The following is a 14171-nucleotide window of genomic DNA, read 5'->3' on the forward strand; positions in this document are numbered from 1 at the left end:
GAACGCCGCTTCGAACCGCCAGCGTGGCTGGCCACAGGAGAGCCTTGTCATGGATAATTTTGACGCCGCGCTGGCGAGTGAAACCAGCCGTCGCCGCTTTCTCAGGCGTACGGCGCTCGGCACCGCCGGCCTTGCCGCAGCACCTGCGCTGGCGCAGCAGCTCGTCGACCTGAAGCTGCCTGGCGGCAATGCCGAGCGGCCGATGACCAGCGCCTTTCCTGGCAAGGGCAGCATGATCCTCCAACGCATCCATCCTCCGCTGTTGGAGACGCCGATGGACGTGTTCGACAAGTCGGTGTTCACGCCCAACGACCAGTTCTTCGTTCGCTGGCACTGGGCCGACATTCCAACCTCGATCGACGTCGAGAGCTTCCGCCTCAACGTCTTCGGCCACGTCAACCGACCGCTGTCGATTAGCCTCGCCCAACTGCTGCGCCTGCCGCGGGTCGAGATGGCGGCGGTCAACCAGTGTTCGGGCAACAGCCGTGGGCTGTTCCAGCCCCGGGTCGCCGGCGCGCAATGGGGCAACGGCGCGATGGGCAATGCCAAATGGCTCGGCGTGCGCCTGCGCGACGTGCTGGACCTCGCGGGGGTCAAGGCAGGCGCGGTACAGGTGCGCTTTGGCGCGCTCGATCAGCCGGTTGTGGCGGACGCCCCTGACTTCGAGAAGGCGCTCGACATCGACCATGCCCGCGACGGCGAAGTGATGATCGCCTTCGGCATGAACGGCGAGCAGCTGCCGCTCCTCAACGGCTTTCCCTGCCGGCTGATCGTCCCGGGCTGGTATTCGACCTACTGGGTCAAGATGCTGAACGCGATCGAGGTACTGCCCGGCCTTGACGACCAGTATTGGATGGCCAAGGCCTACAAGATACCGGCGACACCCGGCGCGAATGTCGCGCCCGGTGCCAAGGACTTCCCGACCGTGCCGATCAATCGCATGATCCCGCGCAGCTGGATGACCAGCCTGCCCGATGGCCAGGCGATCGCCTATGAGGCGTCGATCCCGGTCGGCGGCATCGCGATGGGCGGCGATTGCGGCGTCGCCAAGGTCGATGTCTCGTCGGATGGTGGGCGCACTTGGTACAAGACGACGCTCGGAGTGGACGAGGGCAGGTACAGCTTCCGTCGGTGGGATGGTCGCGTGCCGCTGAGACGCGGTCCCAACCCGATCATGGTGCGCTGCTGGAACACCAATGGGGTCGCCCAGCCGATGAAGCCGATCTGGAACCCGGGCGGGTTCATGCGCGGCAACATCGAAACCACCACCATCATCGCGGCCTGAGGAGCGAGTAGCATGAAGACCCCGTCTACCGGCATCATGGCCGCTGGCCTGATCGGCCTGACCGGTATTATCCTCGTCTCGATCGGGGCGCCGAGCAGCCGCAAGGCGCCTGCCCCGATCTCCGAGACATCCGAGCCGGCACCGCCCACCAGCGTCTCAGCCCGCGGCTTTTCGCTCGCCTCGACCAGCGTCGACCTGCCGGTCGATGACGTTACCTACCCCGATGGTCCGCACGCCGACGTCATCAACGCCAACTGCACTTCGTGCCACTCGGCCAGCATGGCGCTGACCCAGCCTGCGCTATCGGCGGATCAGTGGAAGGCGACCGTCACCAAGATGCGCGAAGTGTACAAGGCTCCGGTGGCCGAGAAGGACGTCAACGCGATCGTCGCCTATCTCATCGCTATGCCGAGCCACAAGGCGGCACCCGCGACAGGCAAGGCACAGGATCCCGACCCCAAGGCGGCTCCCGATGCCTCAGGTGGAACAGGCTAACCGATCTCCTTCCATAATCCCGAAATACCATCGTTTGTGGGACGGTCGCCAGCAGTGAACTGCAACGCGCCGACACTGCCTTGCGAGCGGACAGAAGGAAGAGCTTCAACCCTCAATGAAGCTTCATCGGTGCCGTTTGGTAGGGTGCCGTTTGGTCCTCCTTGGTTAGGACTCCAGGCGGACCAAAGGGCCAATCCGAGCTAAATTCTTAATGTCCCTTTTTGGCGGAAATCGGACCGGCCAGAGTAGGAACGCAGAGGGTATGCCCAAGAACGACCAAACAATTCGCCAGACTTGTATCAGGTGGGGGGCAGGGGCTTCTCCGAAGGCGGAGCAGTCCGAGCGCCAACTTTCCGATTCAGCATGCGGAACTACTGTCGTCGAAAGCACGAAGTTCGCGACTCTGATCGAGGCAGAAGTAGGCTGCGGCTAGCGGATGTGCTCGAGCTTCAGGCTCTTGACCTTCACCTTCTTCCACTCGCGATCGGCGGTCAGAGCAGGGACGCCGAGCTGGAGAGCCAGTGCAAGGCATGATCGGTCACCAAGACCGCGGCCAAATTGACGCGTTTGTTCGTGCAAAGCGGCAGCGGCGTAGGCTGCGTCGACATTATGGGCACGAACATCTAGCCGAAGTTCGTCAAGTAGTTCGCGGATGAGGGGTTCGTCGAGGCCGCTGAGAAGCAGCTCCTTGATAACCTCTTGAAGATTGACTGCCGATATCGCTGCACGTCCGATGTGGGGAGCGACCTTACTGGCGCCGGGTTCATCTCGAACCAACGCGAGCACGGCAGATGCGTCGAGAACTGCGGACGTCATTGTACGCCTCGCTCCTCTCCACCCGATGCAGCCTCACCGTGTTCAATGGCGGCTTCGACCCTGCGGTCGTCCAAGAAGTCGTCGGTCGTGCGCACATGTTTGGCATGCTCGCGATACAACGCCTGTGCCCGCGTTACGCCATGGCCGATTGGCGACAGGCGGACCTGATCGTCCTCAACCGTTAGGATGACCTTGGCATCACCGTGCAACCCCATAGCTTTTCGGACTGACGCCGGAAGCACCATGCGGCCATTGCTCGCCACTTTGATATCTATGGTTTGTGTAGCCACTGCTGTTACCTCTCCGATCACTCACAAGTTGAACTATGCCATGTAAGGAAAAATGGCACAACGGGTTTGGACGGCATAGGCCATGACTGGCCGTGATCAAGCCTCTGTCAATTCATGGAGATTGTCGGCCGGGGGCTTCTGTGATGCTGCTGGACCATTGCCCATGGCACATCGATGACACCTATTGGGTCTTCGCGGCTGGCCTCACAAACGATCGATTTTGAAGCGCCGCCATGTGAGAAGGTCTAGCAGGGGTCACCGGCGTATCAAAACACATTCTCGATTGCTGGTGCTCGTGCTAGACACGCGAGATGAGTTTTGAGAACGCTTCATGCTGATCGGCTATGCACGGGTCTCGACGCCCGAACAGGATTTGACGCCCCAGCTCGACGCCTTGCGCGAGGCGGGTTGCGAACGTACCTTCAGCGACAAGGCAAGCGGCGCGAAGGCGAACCGCGTCGGCTTGGCCGACGCGCTCTCTCATGCCCGACCCGGCGACGTATTGGTCGTTTGGAAGCTCGACCGCTTGGGTCGAACGATGAAAGGATTGGTCGATCTAGCCGCTGATCTGGCCGAGCGCGGCGTTGGGTTCCGATCGCTGACTGACGGGATCGACACAGCCGGCACCGCCGGTAAGCTCGTCTTCCACATCATGGCGGCCATGGCTGAAATGGAACGCGACCTTAATCGCGAACGCACCACGGCTGCCTTAGTCGTGGCCCGGCGTGAGGGCAGGGTAGGCGGTCGAAAGACGGTAATGACGCCAAAGCGGCTGGAGGCGGCTCGCAAACTTCTGGCATCCGGTATGACCATTCGCGAGATTGCGCCGAGCATCGGCGTTTCTGTTCCTACCCTCTATCGCCATCTGCCCGCACCGGAGCAGGAAGCGATCAGCGCGGAAGGAACTGACGCTTAGCGTTCGCATCGTCTCTTCTGACATGGGCGTTATGATGCTCTACAGCCCATGAAAGTCCGTGAGCTGGTCGGTTGCGTTGAAGCCGTCCGTTTTTGAGAACCGCGCTCAAAAGTCGATTTAGGACGGAGACAGCGCTTCAAGGATACCGCACTCGGCAACCGTCCCGTGCCCGCATTTGTCGATGATTTGCGCCAACTCGTGGTCAAGAGCTGATAGATCAGCGATCTTGCGCTCAATCGCCTTCCGGTGCTCACGCGCGATTGTCTCGACTGCGGTGCAGGACCAATCGCGATGGTCGGCTAAGCCAAGTAGCTCCCGGACCCGATCAAGGCTGAACCCAAGGTCGCGTGAGCGACGAATGAATGATAATCGCCGAAGTGTCGCCTCGTCGTAGGTTCGGTAGTTGCCTTCGGTTCGCGCAGGCGGAGGCAGCAATCCGATCTCCTCATAATAGCGGATCGTCTGCACCTTCGTGCCGGTCGCATTGGCGAGGTCGCCAATTTTCAAAGCCACGGCACTTGACCCTACAGTTACTGGAGGGTGCATATATGACCTCTGTCACGATCTTGTCGAGAAGCCGGACGACGTGCGGGTCGCTTAGGCGGAGCGGGTAAAGGGAAACGATGTGCCTAATGAAGACGCTCTGACGCGGACAGCCGACAAGACGGGCGTGATCGGTGCGATCATCGCCTCTTTCGGTTGTGCAGCGTGCTTTCCGGCTCTTGGCAGCCTCGGTGCCGGGATCGGCTTAAGCTTTCTAAGTCAGTATGAAGGCCCCTTCATCCGGTACATATTGCCGCTCTCCGCTCTCGTCGTTTTGGCGGCAAACCTTAGCAGCGGATTCCGACACAAAACTTGGCTCCGGCTAGCCCTTGGGGTCATTGGCCCTGTGCTCGTCCTGATCGCCGCCCTGCTAATGTCGCTTCGTGGCATCCGGGCGGAATGGGTGCTTTATGCGGGGCTGGTGTTGATGATCGGGGTTTCGATTGTCGATCTGGTTTCCCCTCCCGGACGGCGGTTCAGCAACCCGGTCCCGTCGAGGAACAGATAATGACGGATACCGCCGCAAGGCGACCCTGGGCACCGGATGCGCCGCCCGTTTGGGGTGTCGTATCAATCGCGAGTGCGTTGGGCTTGAGCGCAGTTACGGCCGCCGCTGCCTGCTGCGTCCTGCCGCTTGCGCTCGCCTCGATCGGCGTGGGTGCCGGGCTCGCCGGTAGCCTCGCCGAGCTGGCGACAATCCGCACGCCGCTTCTTGTACTCAGCGGGGTCGCACTCGTGGTCGCCTGGATCATGTGGTGGCGCAAACGCGAAACGGCTTGCACGGCGGGAGACGCCTGCGCGGCCGATGCCGCGCCGCGCCGAGCCATCGGCCTTCTGATCGCGGCGACGGCGCTGGTCGGATTGGCTGCTATTTGGGACTCGATTGAGCCTTTGCTGATGAAGTGGATATTGTAGTGCTGCTTACCTCCACGTTGACCTGTCCGAAGTGCGGTCACCAATCGACAGACACCATGCCGACCGATGCCTGTCAGTTCTTCTACGACTGCAAGGGTTGCGCTGCGGTGCTCCGCCCCAATGCGGGGGACTGTTGCGTATATTGCTCGTTCGGTGATGTGCCCTGTCCTCCGATCCAAGAGGCGCGCGCGTCGGGATCAACGGCAAGCTGCTGCGCCTGATGCGCCTGGCGACAGCACCTGAGCGCCGCCTACATCCGCAACAGGTAAGAAGCTCATGCCCGAAACTTATGATCTGATCGTCATCGGCGCGGGAACCGCGGCGCGGGTCGCGGCCATGCGCGTCCGCAAGGCGGGCAAGAGCGTCGCCGTGATCGACTGCCGGCCCTATGGCGGCACCTGCGCGCTGCGCGGATGCGATCCAAAGAAGATGCTGCGCCACGGTGCGGCCGTGATCGACGACGCGCGCCGGATGCGCGGCAACGGCGTGGTGGGTGATGACCGCATCGACTGGCGCGAGCTGATGGCGTTCAAGCGCACCTTCACCGATCCGGTGCCAGGCAAGCAGGAACAGAGCTACCATGACGCGGGAGTAAAAACCTATCATGGTCCAGCCTACTTCACCGGCGCAAACACCCTTGTCGTAGAGGGAAAGACTCTCGTCGGGCGGCACATCCTCATTACCAGCGGTGCCGCGCCGGTCCCGCTCGGTTTGCCCGGCGAAGGGCATGTCATCGACAATGAGGCATTCCTGACGTTGGAGGACCTGCCCCGGCGTATTATACTTGTCGGGGGCGGCTACATCGCGGCCGAGTTCTCGACGATCGCGGCGAATGCCGGGGCGGAAGTAACAATCCTCCAGCGCGGGCCGCGCATGTTGACCGGCTTCGACCCCGATCTCGTCGGCTGGCTGATGCCGCGGCTGCGCGACGCAGGCATCAACGTACAGCTCGATACAGCGGTCGAGGCGATCGACAAGACAGGCGACGGCTTCTCGGTTCGCGCCTCGACGGGCGGAGAGAGCAAGAGCTTCGCGGCCGATCTGGTCGTCCATGCCGGTGGGCGAAGGCCGGCGCTCGAAGCGCTCGACCTGGATGCGGCGGGGATCGCGCACGAACATGGCCGCCTCAAGCTCAACGAGCATCTGCAAAGCGTCTCCAACCCGGCGGTCTATGCTGCTGGCGACGCTGCCCAGATGGGTCCGCCGCTGACGCCGGTGTCGAGCCACGATGGCAAGGTGGTCGCCGGCAACGTGCTAGAGGGCAATCACCTCCGGCCGGACTATCGGGGCGTGCCCAGCGTCGCCTTCACGCTCCCTCCCATCGCATCGGTCGGGCTCGGCGAAGCCGAGGCGCGCGAGCGGGGAGTCCGCTTTCGCGTGAACAGCAGTTTCGTGCCCGGCTGGTATACCGCACGGCAAGCGGCCGAACCCGTCTACGGGTTCAAGGTGCTGGTCGATGAAGGCGACGACAGCATCGTCGGCGCCCACCTGGTCGGACCTCATGCCGAGGGAGTCATCAACCTGTTCGCGCTCGCGATCCGGCATGGCCTTACGGCGGGCGATCTGAAATCGACGATGTTCGCGTATCCGACCGGGGCATCGGATGTCGGCTCCATGCTTTGATGTAAGCGGCCTGAAGGATCACTGCGATCGACCGCTTCCTGAACAGGGTAGGGACGGACTAGCGCTGTTCCAGATATCCGTTATGCTGGATATATGGAAAGTGATTCGGCTATCACTGCGCTTGGGGCGCTAGCCCAAGGCACGCGCCTCGACGTCTTTCGCCTGCTGGTGCGGCATGAGCCTGATGGCATGGCTGCTGGCGAGATCGCGCGCCAGCTCGACGTGCCGCAGAACACAATGTCGGCTCACCTCGGCATTCTGGCGCGCGCCGGCCTGGTGCGATCCGAGCGGCATAGCCGCTCGATCATCTATCGCGCCGATCTTGATGGCCTGCGCGGACTCATGCTGTTCCTCGTCAAGGATTGCTGCGCCGGCAACGCAGAGCTGTGCGCGCCGCTCGTCGCCGAACTCGCTCCCTGTTGCTGAAAGGAACCCCTGTGGCTGTGGACATCGTCATCTATCACAATCCCGGATGCGGCACCTCCCGCAACACTCTCGGCCTGATCCGCAACGCCGGCGTTGAGCCGCATGTCGTCGAATATCTGAAAACACCTCCCTCACGTGCGTTGCTGGTGGAGTTGATCGATCGTGCGGGCATCACCCCGCGCGATCTGCTGCGCGAGAAGGGAACGCCCTATACGGAGCTGGGCCTAGGCGACACGTCGCTGTCCGACGATGTCCTGGTGAATGCGATGATGGCGCACCCAATCCTCATCAACCGGCCACTCGTCGTCTCACCGCTGGGCGTGAAGCTATGCCGCCCGTCAGAAGCGGTCCTCGATCTGCTGCCGACAGGCCAGCTAGGCGCCTTCGCGAAGGAGGATGGCGAGCAAGTCGTGGACGCCTCGGGTCAGCGCGTCGCCTGATGCTGCTTGCCGTCCTGATCTTCGTCGCCACGATCGCGCTCGTCATCTGGCAACCGAAAGGGCTCGGCATCGGATGGAGCGCGATGGGCGGTGCCATTGTCGCTTTGCTCGCTGGCGTCGTCACCCTCTCGGACGTGCCGGTGGTCTGGGGCATCGTCTGGAACGCGACCGCCGCTTTCATCGCGATCATTGTCATCAGCCTGCTGCTCGATGAAGCCGGGTTCTTCGAATGGGCAGCATTGCATGTCGCACGCTGGGGCAGGGGGCATGGCCGGAGGCTGTTCGTCCTTATCGTCCTGCTGGGCGCGGCAGTATCCGCATTATTCGCCAATGACGGCGCGGCGCTGATCTTGACGCCAATCGTCATCGCCATGCTGCGGGCGCTGGGCTTCAAGGACAAGGCGACGCTGGCGTTCGTCATGGCGGCCGGCTTCATCGCCGACACGGCGAGCCTGCCGCTCGTCGTTTCGAACCTCGTCAACATCGTGTCGGCCGACTTCTTCAAGATCGGCTTCGGTGAATATGCCGGCGTGATGGTGCCGGTGGATCTGGTGTCGATCGCGGCGACGCTCGGCGCGCTCCTGTGGTTCTTCCGGCGCGACATCCCGCAAGCCTATGACGTGGGGGCGCTCCGGCTTCCGCGTGAGGCGATCCGCGACGCCGCGACATTTCGGGCCGGATGGATCGTCCTGGCGCTGCTGCTCGCCGGCTTCTTCCTGCTCGAACCTCTGGGCGTGCCCGTCAGCGCCGTTGCCGCTGCCGGCGCGGTCCTGCTGCTGGTGATCGCAGGCCGGGGTCACGTGATCCAGACCGGCAAAGTGCTGCGCGGTGCACCGTGGCAGGTCGTGATCTTCTCGCTGGGTATGTACCTGGTCGTCTATGGCTTGCGAAACGCAGGCCTGACCGACCATCTCGCCGCGCTGCTCGATCGCACTGCGCAAGGTGGTGTGTGGGGCGCCGCGTTCGGAACCGGCGTAATCGCGGCCGTACTGTCGTCGGTGATGAACAACATGCCGACCGTGCTGGTGGGCGCGCTGTCAATCGACGCTGCGCATGCCACGGGCGCGGTCAAGGAAGCGATGATCTACGCGAACGTGATCGGCTGCGATCTCGGCCCCAAGCTGACGCCGATCGGGTCGCTCGCGACGCTTCTGTGGCTTCATGTTCTCGGCCAGAAGGGCGTGCGGATCGGGTGGGGCTATTACTTCCGGGTCGGTGTCACGCTGACGGTGCCGGTGCTACTGATCACGCTCGCGGCGCTTGCGATCAGGATCAGCCTCGCATGACGAGCATGGTCGTCACCATGCTTCGATCCGGCGATCTGGACGAGATGGCAGCCCCTTTGACTGCAGCCAAACTGCCGATCGCGGACTTGGGCGAACCCGGCCGCACCTTCTTCCGCTTCGACGATGCCGAAGGCCTGATAGGATATGGTGGTCTGGAAGGAGAGGGAGCCGATCGCCTGCTTCGCTCGATTGTCGTCGTCACCAATCGCAGAGGGCGCGGCAGCGGCCGTGCCATAATCGCCGCGCTCGAACAGCAAGCTCGCGCTGCCGGAGTGGTGCACCTCCACCTGCTGACGACCACGGCCACGTCATTCTTCCGGAGCCTCGGGTTTGCCGATGCAAGCCGCGAATGCGCTCCGGCGACCATTGCCACGTCGCACGAGTTCACCGCGCTCTGCCCCGCCTCGGCCGCCTATCTCGTGAAAGCTCTCTGATGCCGCTTCGTCCGTTGACCGATCCTGACAGCCTTCCCGCGCTCGATCCCGCCTTCGTTCGCCAGCAACCCGCGCTGGGCTTGGGTGCCCTCGATCCGGCGCCACGCATCCTGTTGCTCTACGGGAGCCTACGCGAGCGGTCGTTCTCGCGGCTCGCTGTCGAGGAGGCCGCGCGCCTCCTGCACCTCTTCGGGGCCGAAACGCGCATCTTCGATCCATCGACCCTCCCGCTTCCCGATCAGGTGAAGGACGACGATCATCCTGCGGTCCACGAGCTGCGCGAGCTGTCGATGTGGTCGGAGGGACAGGTCTGGTGCAGCCCTGAGCGACACGGCCAGATCACCGGCATCATGAAGGCACAGATCGATCATCTGCCGCTCGAAATGAAGGGAATGCGCCCGACTCAAGGGCGCGCGCTAGCAGTCATGCAAGTGTCGGGCGGATCGCAGTCGTTCAACGCGGTAAACACGCTGCGCCTGCTCGGCCGCTGGATGCGGATGTTCACGATCCCGAACCAGTCGTCGGTCGCCATGGCTTACAAGGAGTTCGACGAGGAAGGCCGAATGAAGCCCTCGAGCTATTATGATCGGATCGTCGACGTGATGGAGGAGCTGGTACGCTTCACCGTCCTCCTGCGCCCCCATGCGGTTCAGCTCGTCGACCGCTACTCGGAGCGGAAGCAGGCCGGCGTGCCAGTCGATGCCGCAACTGATTTGTCGAGCATCGCCGTGGCCCGGGCGTGATGGCTAGCGGCTGGTGGGTAAGGTCGTAATCGCTTCCATCACCCGACAGTCCGCCATCTTACCGCCATCACAAGCGCGGGTCGCATCACTCAGGGCGTCACGCATGGCAATGAGGCGAGTGATCCGGTCCTCCACGCTGGCAAGATGCCGGCGAGCTATCGCGCCCGCCTCGTGGCAGTCCCGATCGGGGTTCGCCGACAAGGCGATCAACGATCGTATCTCCTCGACAGAAAAGCCCAGCTCGCGCGCATGTCGAATAAAGCCGAGTTGCCGAACCTCCGCCTCGCCATAGGTCCGCCGTCCCCCGGAGGTACGGACTGCCTCCGGCATCAACCCGATCCCTTCGTAGAACCGGATGGTGTTGACCTTGGTCCCCGTCCGCTTCGCCAAATCGCCGATCATCAACACGCTGCTATCCTCGCGATTTCGCTTGCTCCTACAGTGACTGTAGATCGTAGGGGCAGGGGATGAGTGCAAGCGAATCCTCCTCCTGCGGCTGCACGGGCGACACGAAACAGGCGGAGCGCGACCCTGCGTATCGTCGTGCGCTCTGGATCGTTGTCCTGCTCAACCTCGGCTTTGGCCTGATCGAGATCATCGGTGGCTTTCTGGCCGACAGCCAAGCGCTGAAAGCCGACGCGCTGGACTTTATCGGCGACGGGACGATCTCCCTGTTCGGGCTTGTCGCGCTAGGCTGGACGGCCCGTGCGCGGTCGCGGATCGCGCTTACGCAAGGCTTGTTTCTCGGTGCCTTGGGTCTGGGCGTCATCGGCTTTGCCATCTGGCGCGCGACGAACGCCGTGGCACCGGAAGCCGAACTGATGGGTGGGCTCGGGCTCATCGCGCTGCTCGTCAACGTGAGTGCCGCCCTAGTCCTCTCGCGCTTCCGTGAAGGCGATGCCAACGTCCGTGCAATCTGGCTGTTCAGTCGCAACGATGCGCTTGCCAACATCGCGGTCATCGCTGCCGCAGGAATCGTCGCATGGACAGGTAGGGCATGGCCCGATCTCATTGTCGCCGGCGTGATCGCGCTCCTGTTCCTGCATTCGGCGTGGGAAATAACCCGCGGCGCCCTGTCCGAGATGAGCGAACACGAGTGATGGCGCAGGGTTACGCGGTGCCGGCGGGATGATATGGAGCCGGAGGATGCGAAAGCTATTGCCCTTCCTTGCCTGCCTGATGCTGGTCCTGACCGGCTGGACGGGCATCGCACACGCTGCCGAAGGCGTAGCATGTATCGAGGCGCCGCAGGCGAATGCCGCCATAGAGATGGCCGGCGACTGCGACGAGGTGCCGGCAGACGCCGACAAGAGCTATCCGCATCACCACGCGGCCTGCCACGGGCACCAAGTCGCAACCCCCGCGGAGGCCAGCGTCACCGTCGCGCTGACCTATCGCTGGACCGAGTTCGCGAGCCACAAGGCTCCGCTCTGGCTCGCACACCAGAGCGACCCAGCACTTCGACCGCCGCAGGCCTGACGAAGGCGTCGGGCGCCGTGTGGCGCCCGAGACCAGTTCGTCAGGAGCACCCAGAATGAAACGCATGATGGCGGCCGTCCTGGCCGCAACTGCCTGTGCATCGACTCTGTCGGTACAGGCACAGAATACAGAGTCGGCGCCCCCTTCGTTGACCCTGGACGAGGCGCTTGCCGCAGCGGGCGCCGTATCGCCCGCCGTCGAGGCGTCACAGTCCGGCGTAAAAGCGGCCGAAGCCCAACGTTCGGTTGCCGGGCTGCGCCCCAACCCCTCTCTCGACACGATGACCGAGAACGTCGCGGGCACTGGCATGTACAAGGGGCTGCGCTCGTCCGAAACGACGGTAGGGCTCTCCTTGCCGTTGGAGCTTGGGGGCAAGCGCTCCGCACGCGTGGGGGTAGCGAACGCGCAGCTCGACCGTGCGACGCTCGATGCGGTGATCGCCCAGGCCGACCTTCGGCTCCGGGTCACGCAGGCCTATAACGATGCAGTGGCCGCCCAGCGCCGGACGGCGAACGCACGAGAGCAGGTCGGGATCGCGGCGGAAGTTTTGCGGGCCGCGCGTGTCCGCGTGGCGGCTGGTCGTGCCTCCCCGCTCGAAGAGCAGCGCGCCGACGTTGCCCGACTGAACGCCGAAGGGGCGGCGGAACGCGCGGAACGCTCCGCGCAAGTAGCACTCGGCAATCTCGCTCGCCTGATCGGACGCGGTGCCACGACGCTTGATGCCGCCTGGTTCGCCCAAGTCGATGCGGCTGGACCGCGAATGCCCGTGCGCAGCGAGAACACCTTGGCTGCGGCAGCCGCACAGGCCGACCTCACCACGGCAACCGCGCAGGTCCGGCTCGCCAGGAGCCAGCGGGTTCCGGACGTGACGATCAGCGCCTCGGCACGCCGACTGGAGGCCACGAACGACACGGCGGCTGTGTTCGGCCTCTCTGTGCCGCTACCGCTGTTCAGCAACGGCCGTGCAGGCGTAGATCTCGCCTCGGCCCAGCGCCAACAGGCGGATGCGCAGCGCCGGGTGGCGCTGCTCGACGCCGAACAGGCCATAGCGTCGGCTGAAGCTGAGGCCGCAAACGCAGCGACGACCGCTCGTAACGCGACCGGCCCGACGCTGGCCGCGGCGCAGGAAGCAGCCCGCATTGCGCGCATCGGCTATCGCGAGGGCAAGTTCGGGCAGTTGGATCTTCTCGAGGCTGAGCGCACGCTTGCCGAGATCCGCGCGGCCGCGATCGACGCGCTCGCCGCTTACCATGACGCACAGGCCCGGCTGGAACGGCTCACCGCCCCGGCGCCCACCGACGCGAAGGATGCACGATGACGAACTGCTACAAGCGGACGCTCCTGTTCGCGTTCCTTCCGCTCGCGCTCGCAGGCTGCGGCGGGGGTGAAAAGAAGGCCGACGACATGGCCGGCATGGAAGGCATGGAGAAAGACGAGGGGGCCGAAAAGAAAACCGACAAGGACGCGGTCACCCTCTCTGCGCAACAGATTGCCGATGCTGGTATCGAGGTCGCTCGGCCGACCGTTGGCGGGGTTGCCGGTGCCATCGAACTGCCAGGCCTCGTCCAAGGCGATCCGCAAGGTGTCCAGGTCGTGTCAGCGACCATCGGGGGCCGGTTGGTCGCGCTCACGCGCAATCTGGGGCAATCGGTACGCCAGGGTGATCCGATTGCCGTCATCGAGAGTCGTGAGGCTGCATCGCTGAAGGCGGAAGTCGAGGCCGCACGGGCCCGTTCGGCGCTGGCTCAATCGAACCTTCGGCGGGAGCAGCGCCTTTTCGCCGAGCGCGTCTCGCCCGAGCAGGACTTGGTTGCGGCCCGCACCGCTGCGACGGAGGCAAGCATTGCGCTCCGTCTTGCGCAGCAGCAGCTCGGCGCGACGGGTGGTGGGGGCGGAGCCCTCAATCGTATTGCGATGCGCTCCCCCATCTCGGGGCAGGTGATTGCGCGCCCTGCGGTGCTCGGCCAGACGGTCGATGCCAACGCGGAACTCTACCGGGTGGCGAACCTCTCTCGGGTGAGCATCACGGCCTCCGTCTCGCCTGCCGACGCGGGACGTATCCGCCCCGGCACGCGGGTAGAAGTGACGGCAGCGAGTCGCCGGCAGGAAGGGCGGGTATCGTTCGTGTCCCCCGCGCTCGACGAGAGCACGCGCCTCGTCCAGGTCATTGCCACGCTCGATAACGCGGGCGGAACATGGCGTGTCGGCGAGCCGGTCACCGCCAGTTTCTTGCTGCCCGCAACGGGTGATCGCGGCATCGCTGTCCCATCGACCGCGGTGCAAAGCGTCGAGAACCGCACCGTCGTGTTCGTCCGCACGCCCACCGGCTTTCGCGCCGTGCCGGTCACGACCGGGCGGCGTCAGGGCGATCAGGTGGTCATCAGCTCGGGCCTAACCGGCCAGGAGCGGATCGCCACAACGAACTCGTTCACGCTCAAGGCCGAACTCGGCAAGGGCGGCGAAATGGACATGGACTAAGC

At 64.0% G+C, this 14171-nt stretch carries 20 protein-coding genes; 16 read left to right on the top strand and 4 right to left on the bottom strand.

The window, feature by feature from the left end; all coding sequences use genetic code 11:
- Nucleotides 1-49: 49 nt before the first annotated feature.
- Complete coding sequence (locus tag ASE95_RS14610; protein ID WP_056637869.1) at nucleotides 50-1285, top strand: molybdopterin-dependent oxidoreductase; 1236 nt, start codon at nucleotides 50-52, stop codon at nucleotides 1283-1285.
- A gap of 12 nt (nucleotides 1286-1297) precedes the next feature.
- Nucleotides 1298-1780: a c-type cytochrome gene (locus ASE95_RS14615; protein WP_055817270.1), complete on the top strand. Its 483-nt coding sequence runs from the start codon at nucleotides 1298-1300 to the stop codon at nucleotides 1778-1780.
- 429 nt (nucleotides 1781-2209) lie between these two features.
- On the opposite strand, the gene ASE95_RS14620 is transcribed toward ASE95_RS14615, so the two are convergent.
- Both ASE95_RS14620 and ASE95_RS17345 read right to left on the bottom strand, forming a co-directional pair.
- A complete protein-coding gene (locus ASE95_RS14620) occupies nucleotides 2210-2596 on the bottom strand; it encodes a PIN domain-containing protein (protein WP_056637872.1) in 387 nt (128 codons plus the stop codon).
- Complete coding sequence (locus ASE95_RS17345; protein ID WP_082450162.1) at nucleotides 2593-2886, bottom strand: AbrB/MazE/SpoVT family DNA-binding domain-containing protein; 294 nt, start codon at nucleotides 2884-2886, stop codon at nucleotides 2593-2595. The genes ASE95_RS14620 and ASE95_RS17345 overlap by 4 nt, the downstream gene beginning before the upstream one ends.
- A gap of 331 nt (nucleotides 2887-3217) precedes the next feature.
- Between ASE95_RS17345 and ASE95_RS14625 the strand changes: the two genes are divergently transcribed.
- Nucleotides 3218-3802 (top strand): recombinase family protein, encoded by a 585-nt coding sequence (locus tag ASE95_RS14625; RefSeq protein ID WP_056637875.1) that lies wholly within the window; start codon nucleotides 3218-3220, stop codon nucleotides 3800-3802.
- 117 nt (nucleotides 3803-3919) lie between these two features.
- Here ASE95_RS14625 and ASE95_RS14630 read toward each other — a convergent pair whose 3' ends face one another.
- On the bottom strand, nucleotides 3920-4315 hold the full coding sequence (locus ASE95_RS14630; RefSeq protein WP_082450163.1) for a MerR family transcriptional regulator: 396 nt from the start codon (nucleotides 4313-4315) through the stop codon (nucleotides 3920-3922).
- Between the two features lie 112 nt (nucleotides 4316-4427).
- Between ASE95_RS14630 and merC the strand changes: the two genes are divergently transcribed.
- The 9 genes from merC (at nucleotide 4428) to arsH (ending at nucleotide 10212) form a co-directional block, all read left to right on the top strand.
- Nucleotides 4428-4853 carry an organomercurial transporter MerC gene (merC, locus tag ASE95_RS14635; protein WP_156348064.1) on the top strand — a complete coding sequence of 142 codons (426 nt, stop codon included), beginning with the start codon at nucleotides 4428-4430 and terminating at the stop codon, nucleotides 4851-4853.
- Complete coding sequence (locus ASE95_RS14640; RefSeq protein WP_156348065.1) at nucleotides 4853-5260, top strand: mercury transporter MerT; 408 nt, start codon at nucleotides 4853-4855, stop codon at nucleotides 5258-5260. Before merC ends, ASE95_RS14640 begins: the two co-directional genes overlap by 1 nt.
- The gene (locus ASE95_RS18525) at nucleotides 5260-5481 is read left to right on the top strand and encodes a GDCCVxC domain-containing (seleno)protein (protein WP_082450164.1); all 222 of its coding nucleotides are present in this window, start codon (nucleotides 5260-5262) and stop codon (nucleotides 5479-5481) included. The genes ASE95_RS14640 and ASE95_RS18525 overlap by 1 nt, the downstream gene beginning before the upstream one ends.
- 55 nt (nucleotides 5482-5536) lie before the next feature.
- Nucleotides 5537-6883, top strand: coding sequence for a dihydrolipoyl dehydrogenase family protein (locus ASE95_RS14645; protein WP_056637885.1), 1347 nt, complete (start codon nucleotides 5537-5539; stop codon nucleotides 6881-6883).
- Between the two features lie 93 nt (nucleotides 6884-6976).
- Nucleotides 6977-7309 carry an ArsR/SmtB family transcription factor gene (locus tag ASE95_RS14650; protein ID WP_056637887.1) on the top strand — a complete coding sequence of 111 codons (333 nt, stop codon included), beginning with the start codon at nucleotides 6977-6979 and terminating at the stop codon, nucleotides 7307-7309.
- 11 nt (nucleotides 7310-7320) lie between these two features.
- A complete protein-coding gene (gene arsC, locus ASE95_RS14655) occupies nucleotides 7321-7749 on the top strand; it encodes an arsenate reductase (glutaredoxin) (protein ID WP_200918849.1) in 429 nt (142 codons plus the stop codon).
- A complete protein-coding gene (locus tag ASE95_RS14660) occupies nucleotides 7749-9035 on the top strand; it encodes an arsenic transporter (protein ID WP_056637893.1) in 1287 nt (428 codons plus the stop codon). The genes arsC and ASE95_RS14660 overlap by 1 nt, the downstream gene beginning before the upstream one ends.
- On the top strand, nucleotides 9032-9469 hold the full coding sequence (gene arsN2, locus ASE95_RS14665; RefSeq protein WP_327196725.1) for an arsenic resistance N-acetyltransferase ArsN2: 438 nt from the start codon (nucleotides 9032-9034) through the stop codon (nucleotides 9467-9469). Before ASE95_RS14660 ends, arsN2 begins: the two co-directional genes overlap by 4 nt.
- Complete coding sequence (gene arsH, locus ASE95_RS14670) at nucleotides 9469-10212, top strand: arsenical resistance protein ArsH (RefSeq protein ID WP_056637896.1); 744 nt, start codon at nucleotides 9469-9471, stop codon at nucleotides 10210-10212. Before arsN2 ends, arsH begins: the two co-directional genes overlap by 1 nt.
- Nucleotides 10213-10215: 3 nt before the next feature.
- On the opposite strand, the gene ASE95_RS14675 is transcribed toward arsH, so the two are convergent.
- Nucleotides 10216-10614, bottom strand: a complete 399-nt coding sequence (locus ASE95_RS14675) for a MerR family transcriptional regulator (RefSeq protein ID WP_200918864.1) — start codon at nucleotides 10612-10614, stop codon at nucleotides 10216-10218.
- A gap of 65 nt (nucleotides 10615-10679) precedes the next feature.
- Here ASE95_RS14675 and ASE95_RS14680 point away from each other — a divergent pair, with 65 nt between their 5' ends.
- From ASE95_RS14680 to ASE95_RS14695, 4 genes are read left to right on the top strand one after another with little or no spacing between them, the layout of a single operon-like run.
- Complete coding sequence (locus ASE95_RS14680) at nucleotides 10680-11312, top strand: cation transporter (protein ID WP_056637899.1); 633 nt, start codon at nucleotides 10680-10682, stop codon at nucleotides 11310-11312.
- Between the two features lie 46 nt (nucleotides 11313-11358).
- Nucleotides 11359-11691, top strand: a complete 333-nt coding sequence (locus tag ASE95_RS14685) for a hypothetical protein (RefSeq protein ID WP_156348066.1) — start codon at nucleotides 11359-11361, stop codon at nucleotides 11689-11691.
- 55 nt (nucleotides 11692-11746) lie between these two features.
- Nucleotides 11747-13009, top strand: coding sequence for a TolC family protein (locus tag ASE95_RS14690; protein ID WP_056637905.1), 1263 nt, complete (start codon nucleotides 11747-11749; stop codon nucleotides 13007-13009).
- Nucleotides 13006-14169 carry an efflux RND transporter periplasmic adaptor subunit gene (locus tag ASE95_RS14695; RefSeq protein WP_056637908.1) on the top strand — a complete coding sequence of 388 codons (1164 nt, stop codon included), beginning with the start codon at nucleotides 13006-13008 and terminating at the stop codon, nucleotides 14167-14169. The genes ASE95_RS14690 and ASE95_RS14695 overlap by 4 nt, the downstream gene beginning before the upstream one ends.
- Nucleotides 14170-14171: the final 2 nt, after the last annotated feature.

This window comes from Sphingomonas sp. Leaf231, from assembly GCF_001421995.1.
Taxonomy (GTDB): domain Bacteria; phylum Pseudomonadota; class Alphaproteobacteria; order Sphingomonadales; family Sphingomonadaceae; genus Sphingomonas.

Excerpts from the sequence above, each read along its gene's own strand:
- ASE95_RS14680 (WP_056637899.1), top strand. The coding sequence starts at position 10,680 with ATGAGTGCAAGCGAATCCTCCTCCTGCGGCTGCACGGGCGACACGAAA.
- ASE95_RS14610 (WP_056637869.1), top strand. The coding sequence starts at position 50 with ATGGATAATTTTGACGCCGCGCTGGCGAGTGAAACCAGCCGTCGCCGC.
- ASE95_RS14640 (WP_156348065.1), top strand. The coding sequence starts at position 4,853 with ATGACGGATACCGCCGCAAGGCGACCCTGGGCACCGGATGCGCCGCCC.
- ASE95_RS14625 (WP_056637875.1), top strand. The coding sequence starts at position 3,218 with ATGCTGATCGGCTATGCACGGGTCTCGACGCCCGAACAGGATTTGACG.
- ASE95_RS14675 (WP_200918864.1), bottom strand. The coding sequence starts at position 10,614 with ATGATCGGCGATTTGGCGAAGCGGACGGGGACCAAGGTCAACACCATC.
- ASE95_RS14695 (WP_056637908.1), top strand. The coding sequence starts at position 13,006 with ATGACGAACTGCTACAAGCGGACGCTCCTGTTCGCGTTCCTTCCGCTC.
- ASE95_RS14660 (WP_056637893.1), top strand. The coding sequence starts at position 7,749 with ATGCTGCTTGCCGTCCTGATCTTCGTCGCCACGATCGCGCTCGTCATC.
- ASE95_RS14620 (WP_056637872.1), bottom strand. The coding sequence starts at position 2,596 with ATGACGTCCGCAGTTCTCGACGCATCTGCCGTGCTCGCGTTGGTTCGA.
- ASE95_RS14650 (WP_056637887.1), top strand. The coding sequence starts at position 6,977 with ATGGAAAGTGATTCGGCTATCACTGCGCTTGGGGCGCTAGCCCAAGGC.
- ASE95_RS14690 (WP_056637905.1), top strand. The coding sequence starts at position 11,747 with ATGAAACGCATGATGGCGGCCGTCCTGGCCGCAACTGCCTGTGCATCG.
- ASE95_RS14685 (WP_156348066.1), top strand. The coding sequence starts at position 11,359 with ATGCGAAAGCTATTGCCCTTCCTTGCCTGCCTGATGCTGGTCCTGACC.
- ASE95_RS14615 (WP_055817270.1), top strand. The coding sequence starts at position 1,298 with ATGAAGACCCCGTCTACCGGCATCATGGCCGCTGGCCTGATCGGCCTG.
- arsH (WP_056637896.1), top strand. The coding sequence starts at position 9,469 with ATGCCGCTTCGTCCGTTGACCGATCCTGACAGCCTTCCCGCGCTCGAT.
- arsN2 (WP_327196725.1), top strand. The coding sequence starts at position 9,032 with ATGACGAGCATGGTCGTCACCATGCTTCGATCCGGCGATCTGGACGAG.
- ASE95_RS14645 (WP_056637885.1), top strand. The coding sequence starts at position 5,537 with ATGCCCGAAACTTATGATCTGATCGTCATCGGCGCGGGAACCGCGGCG.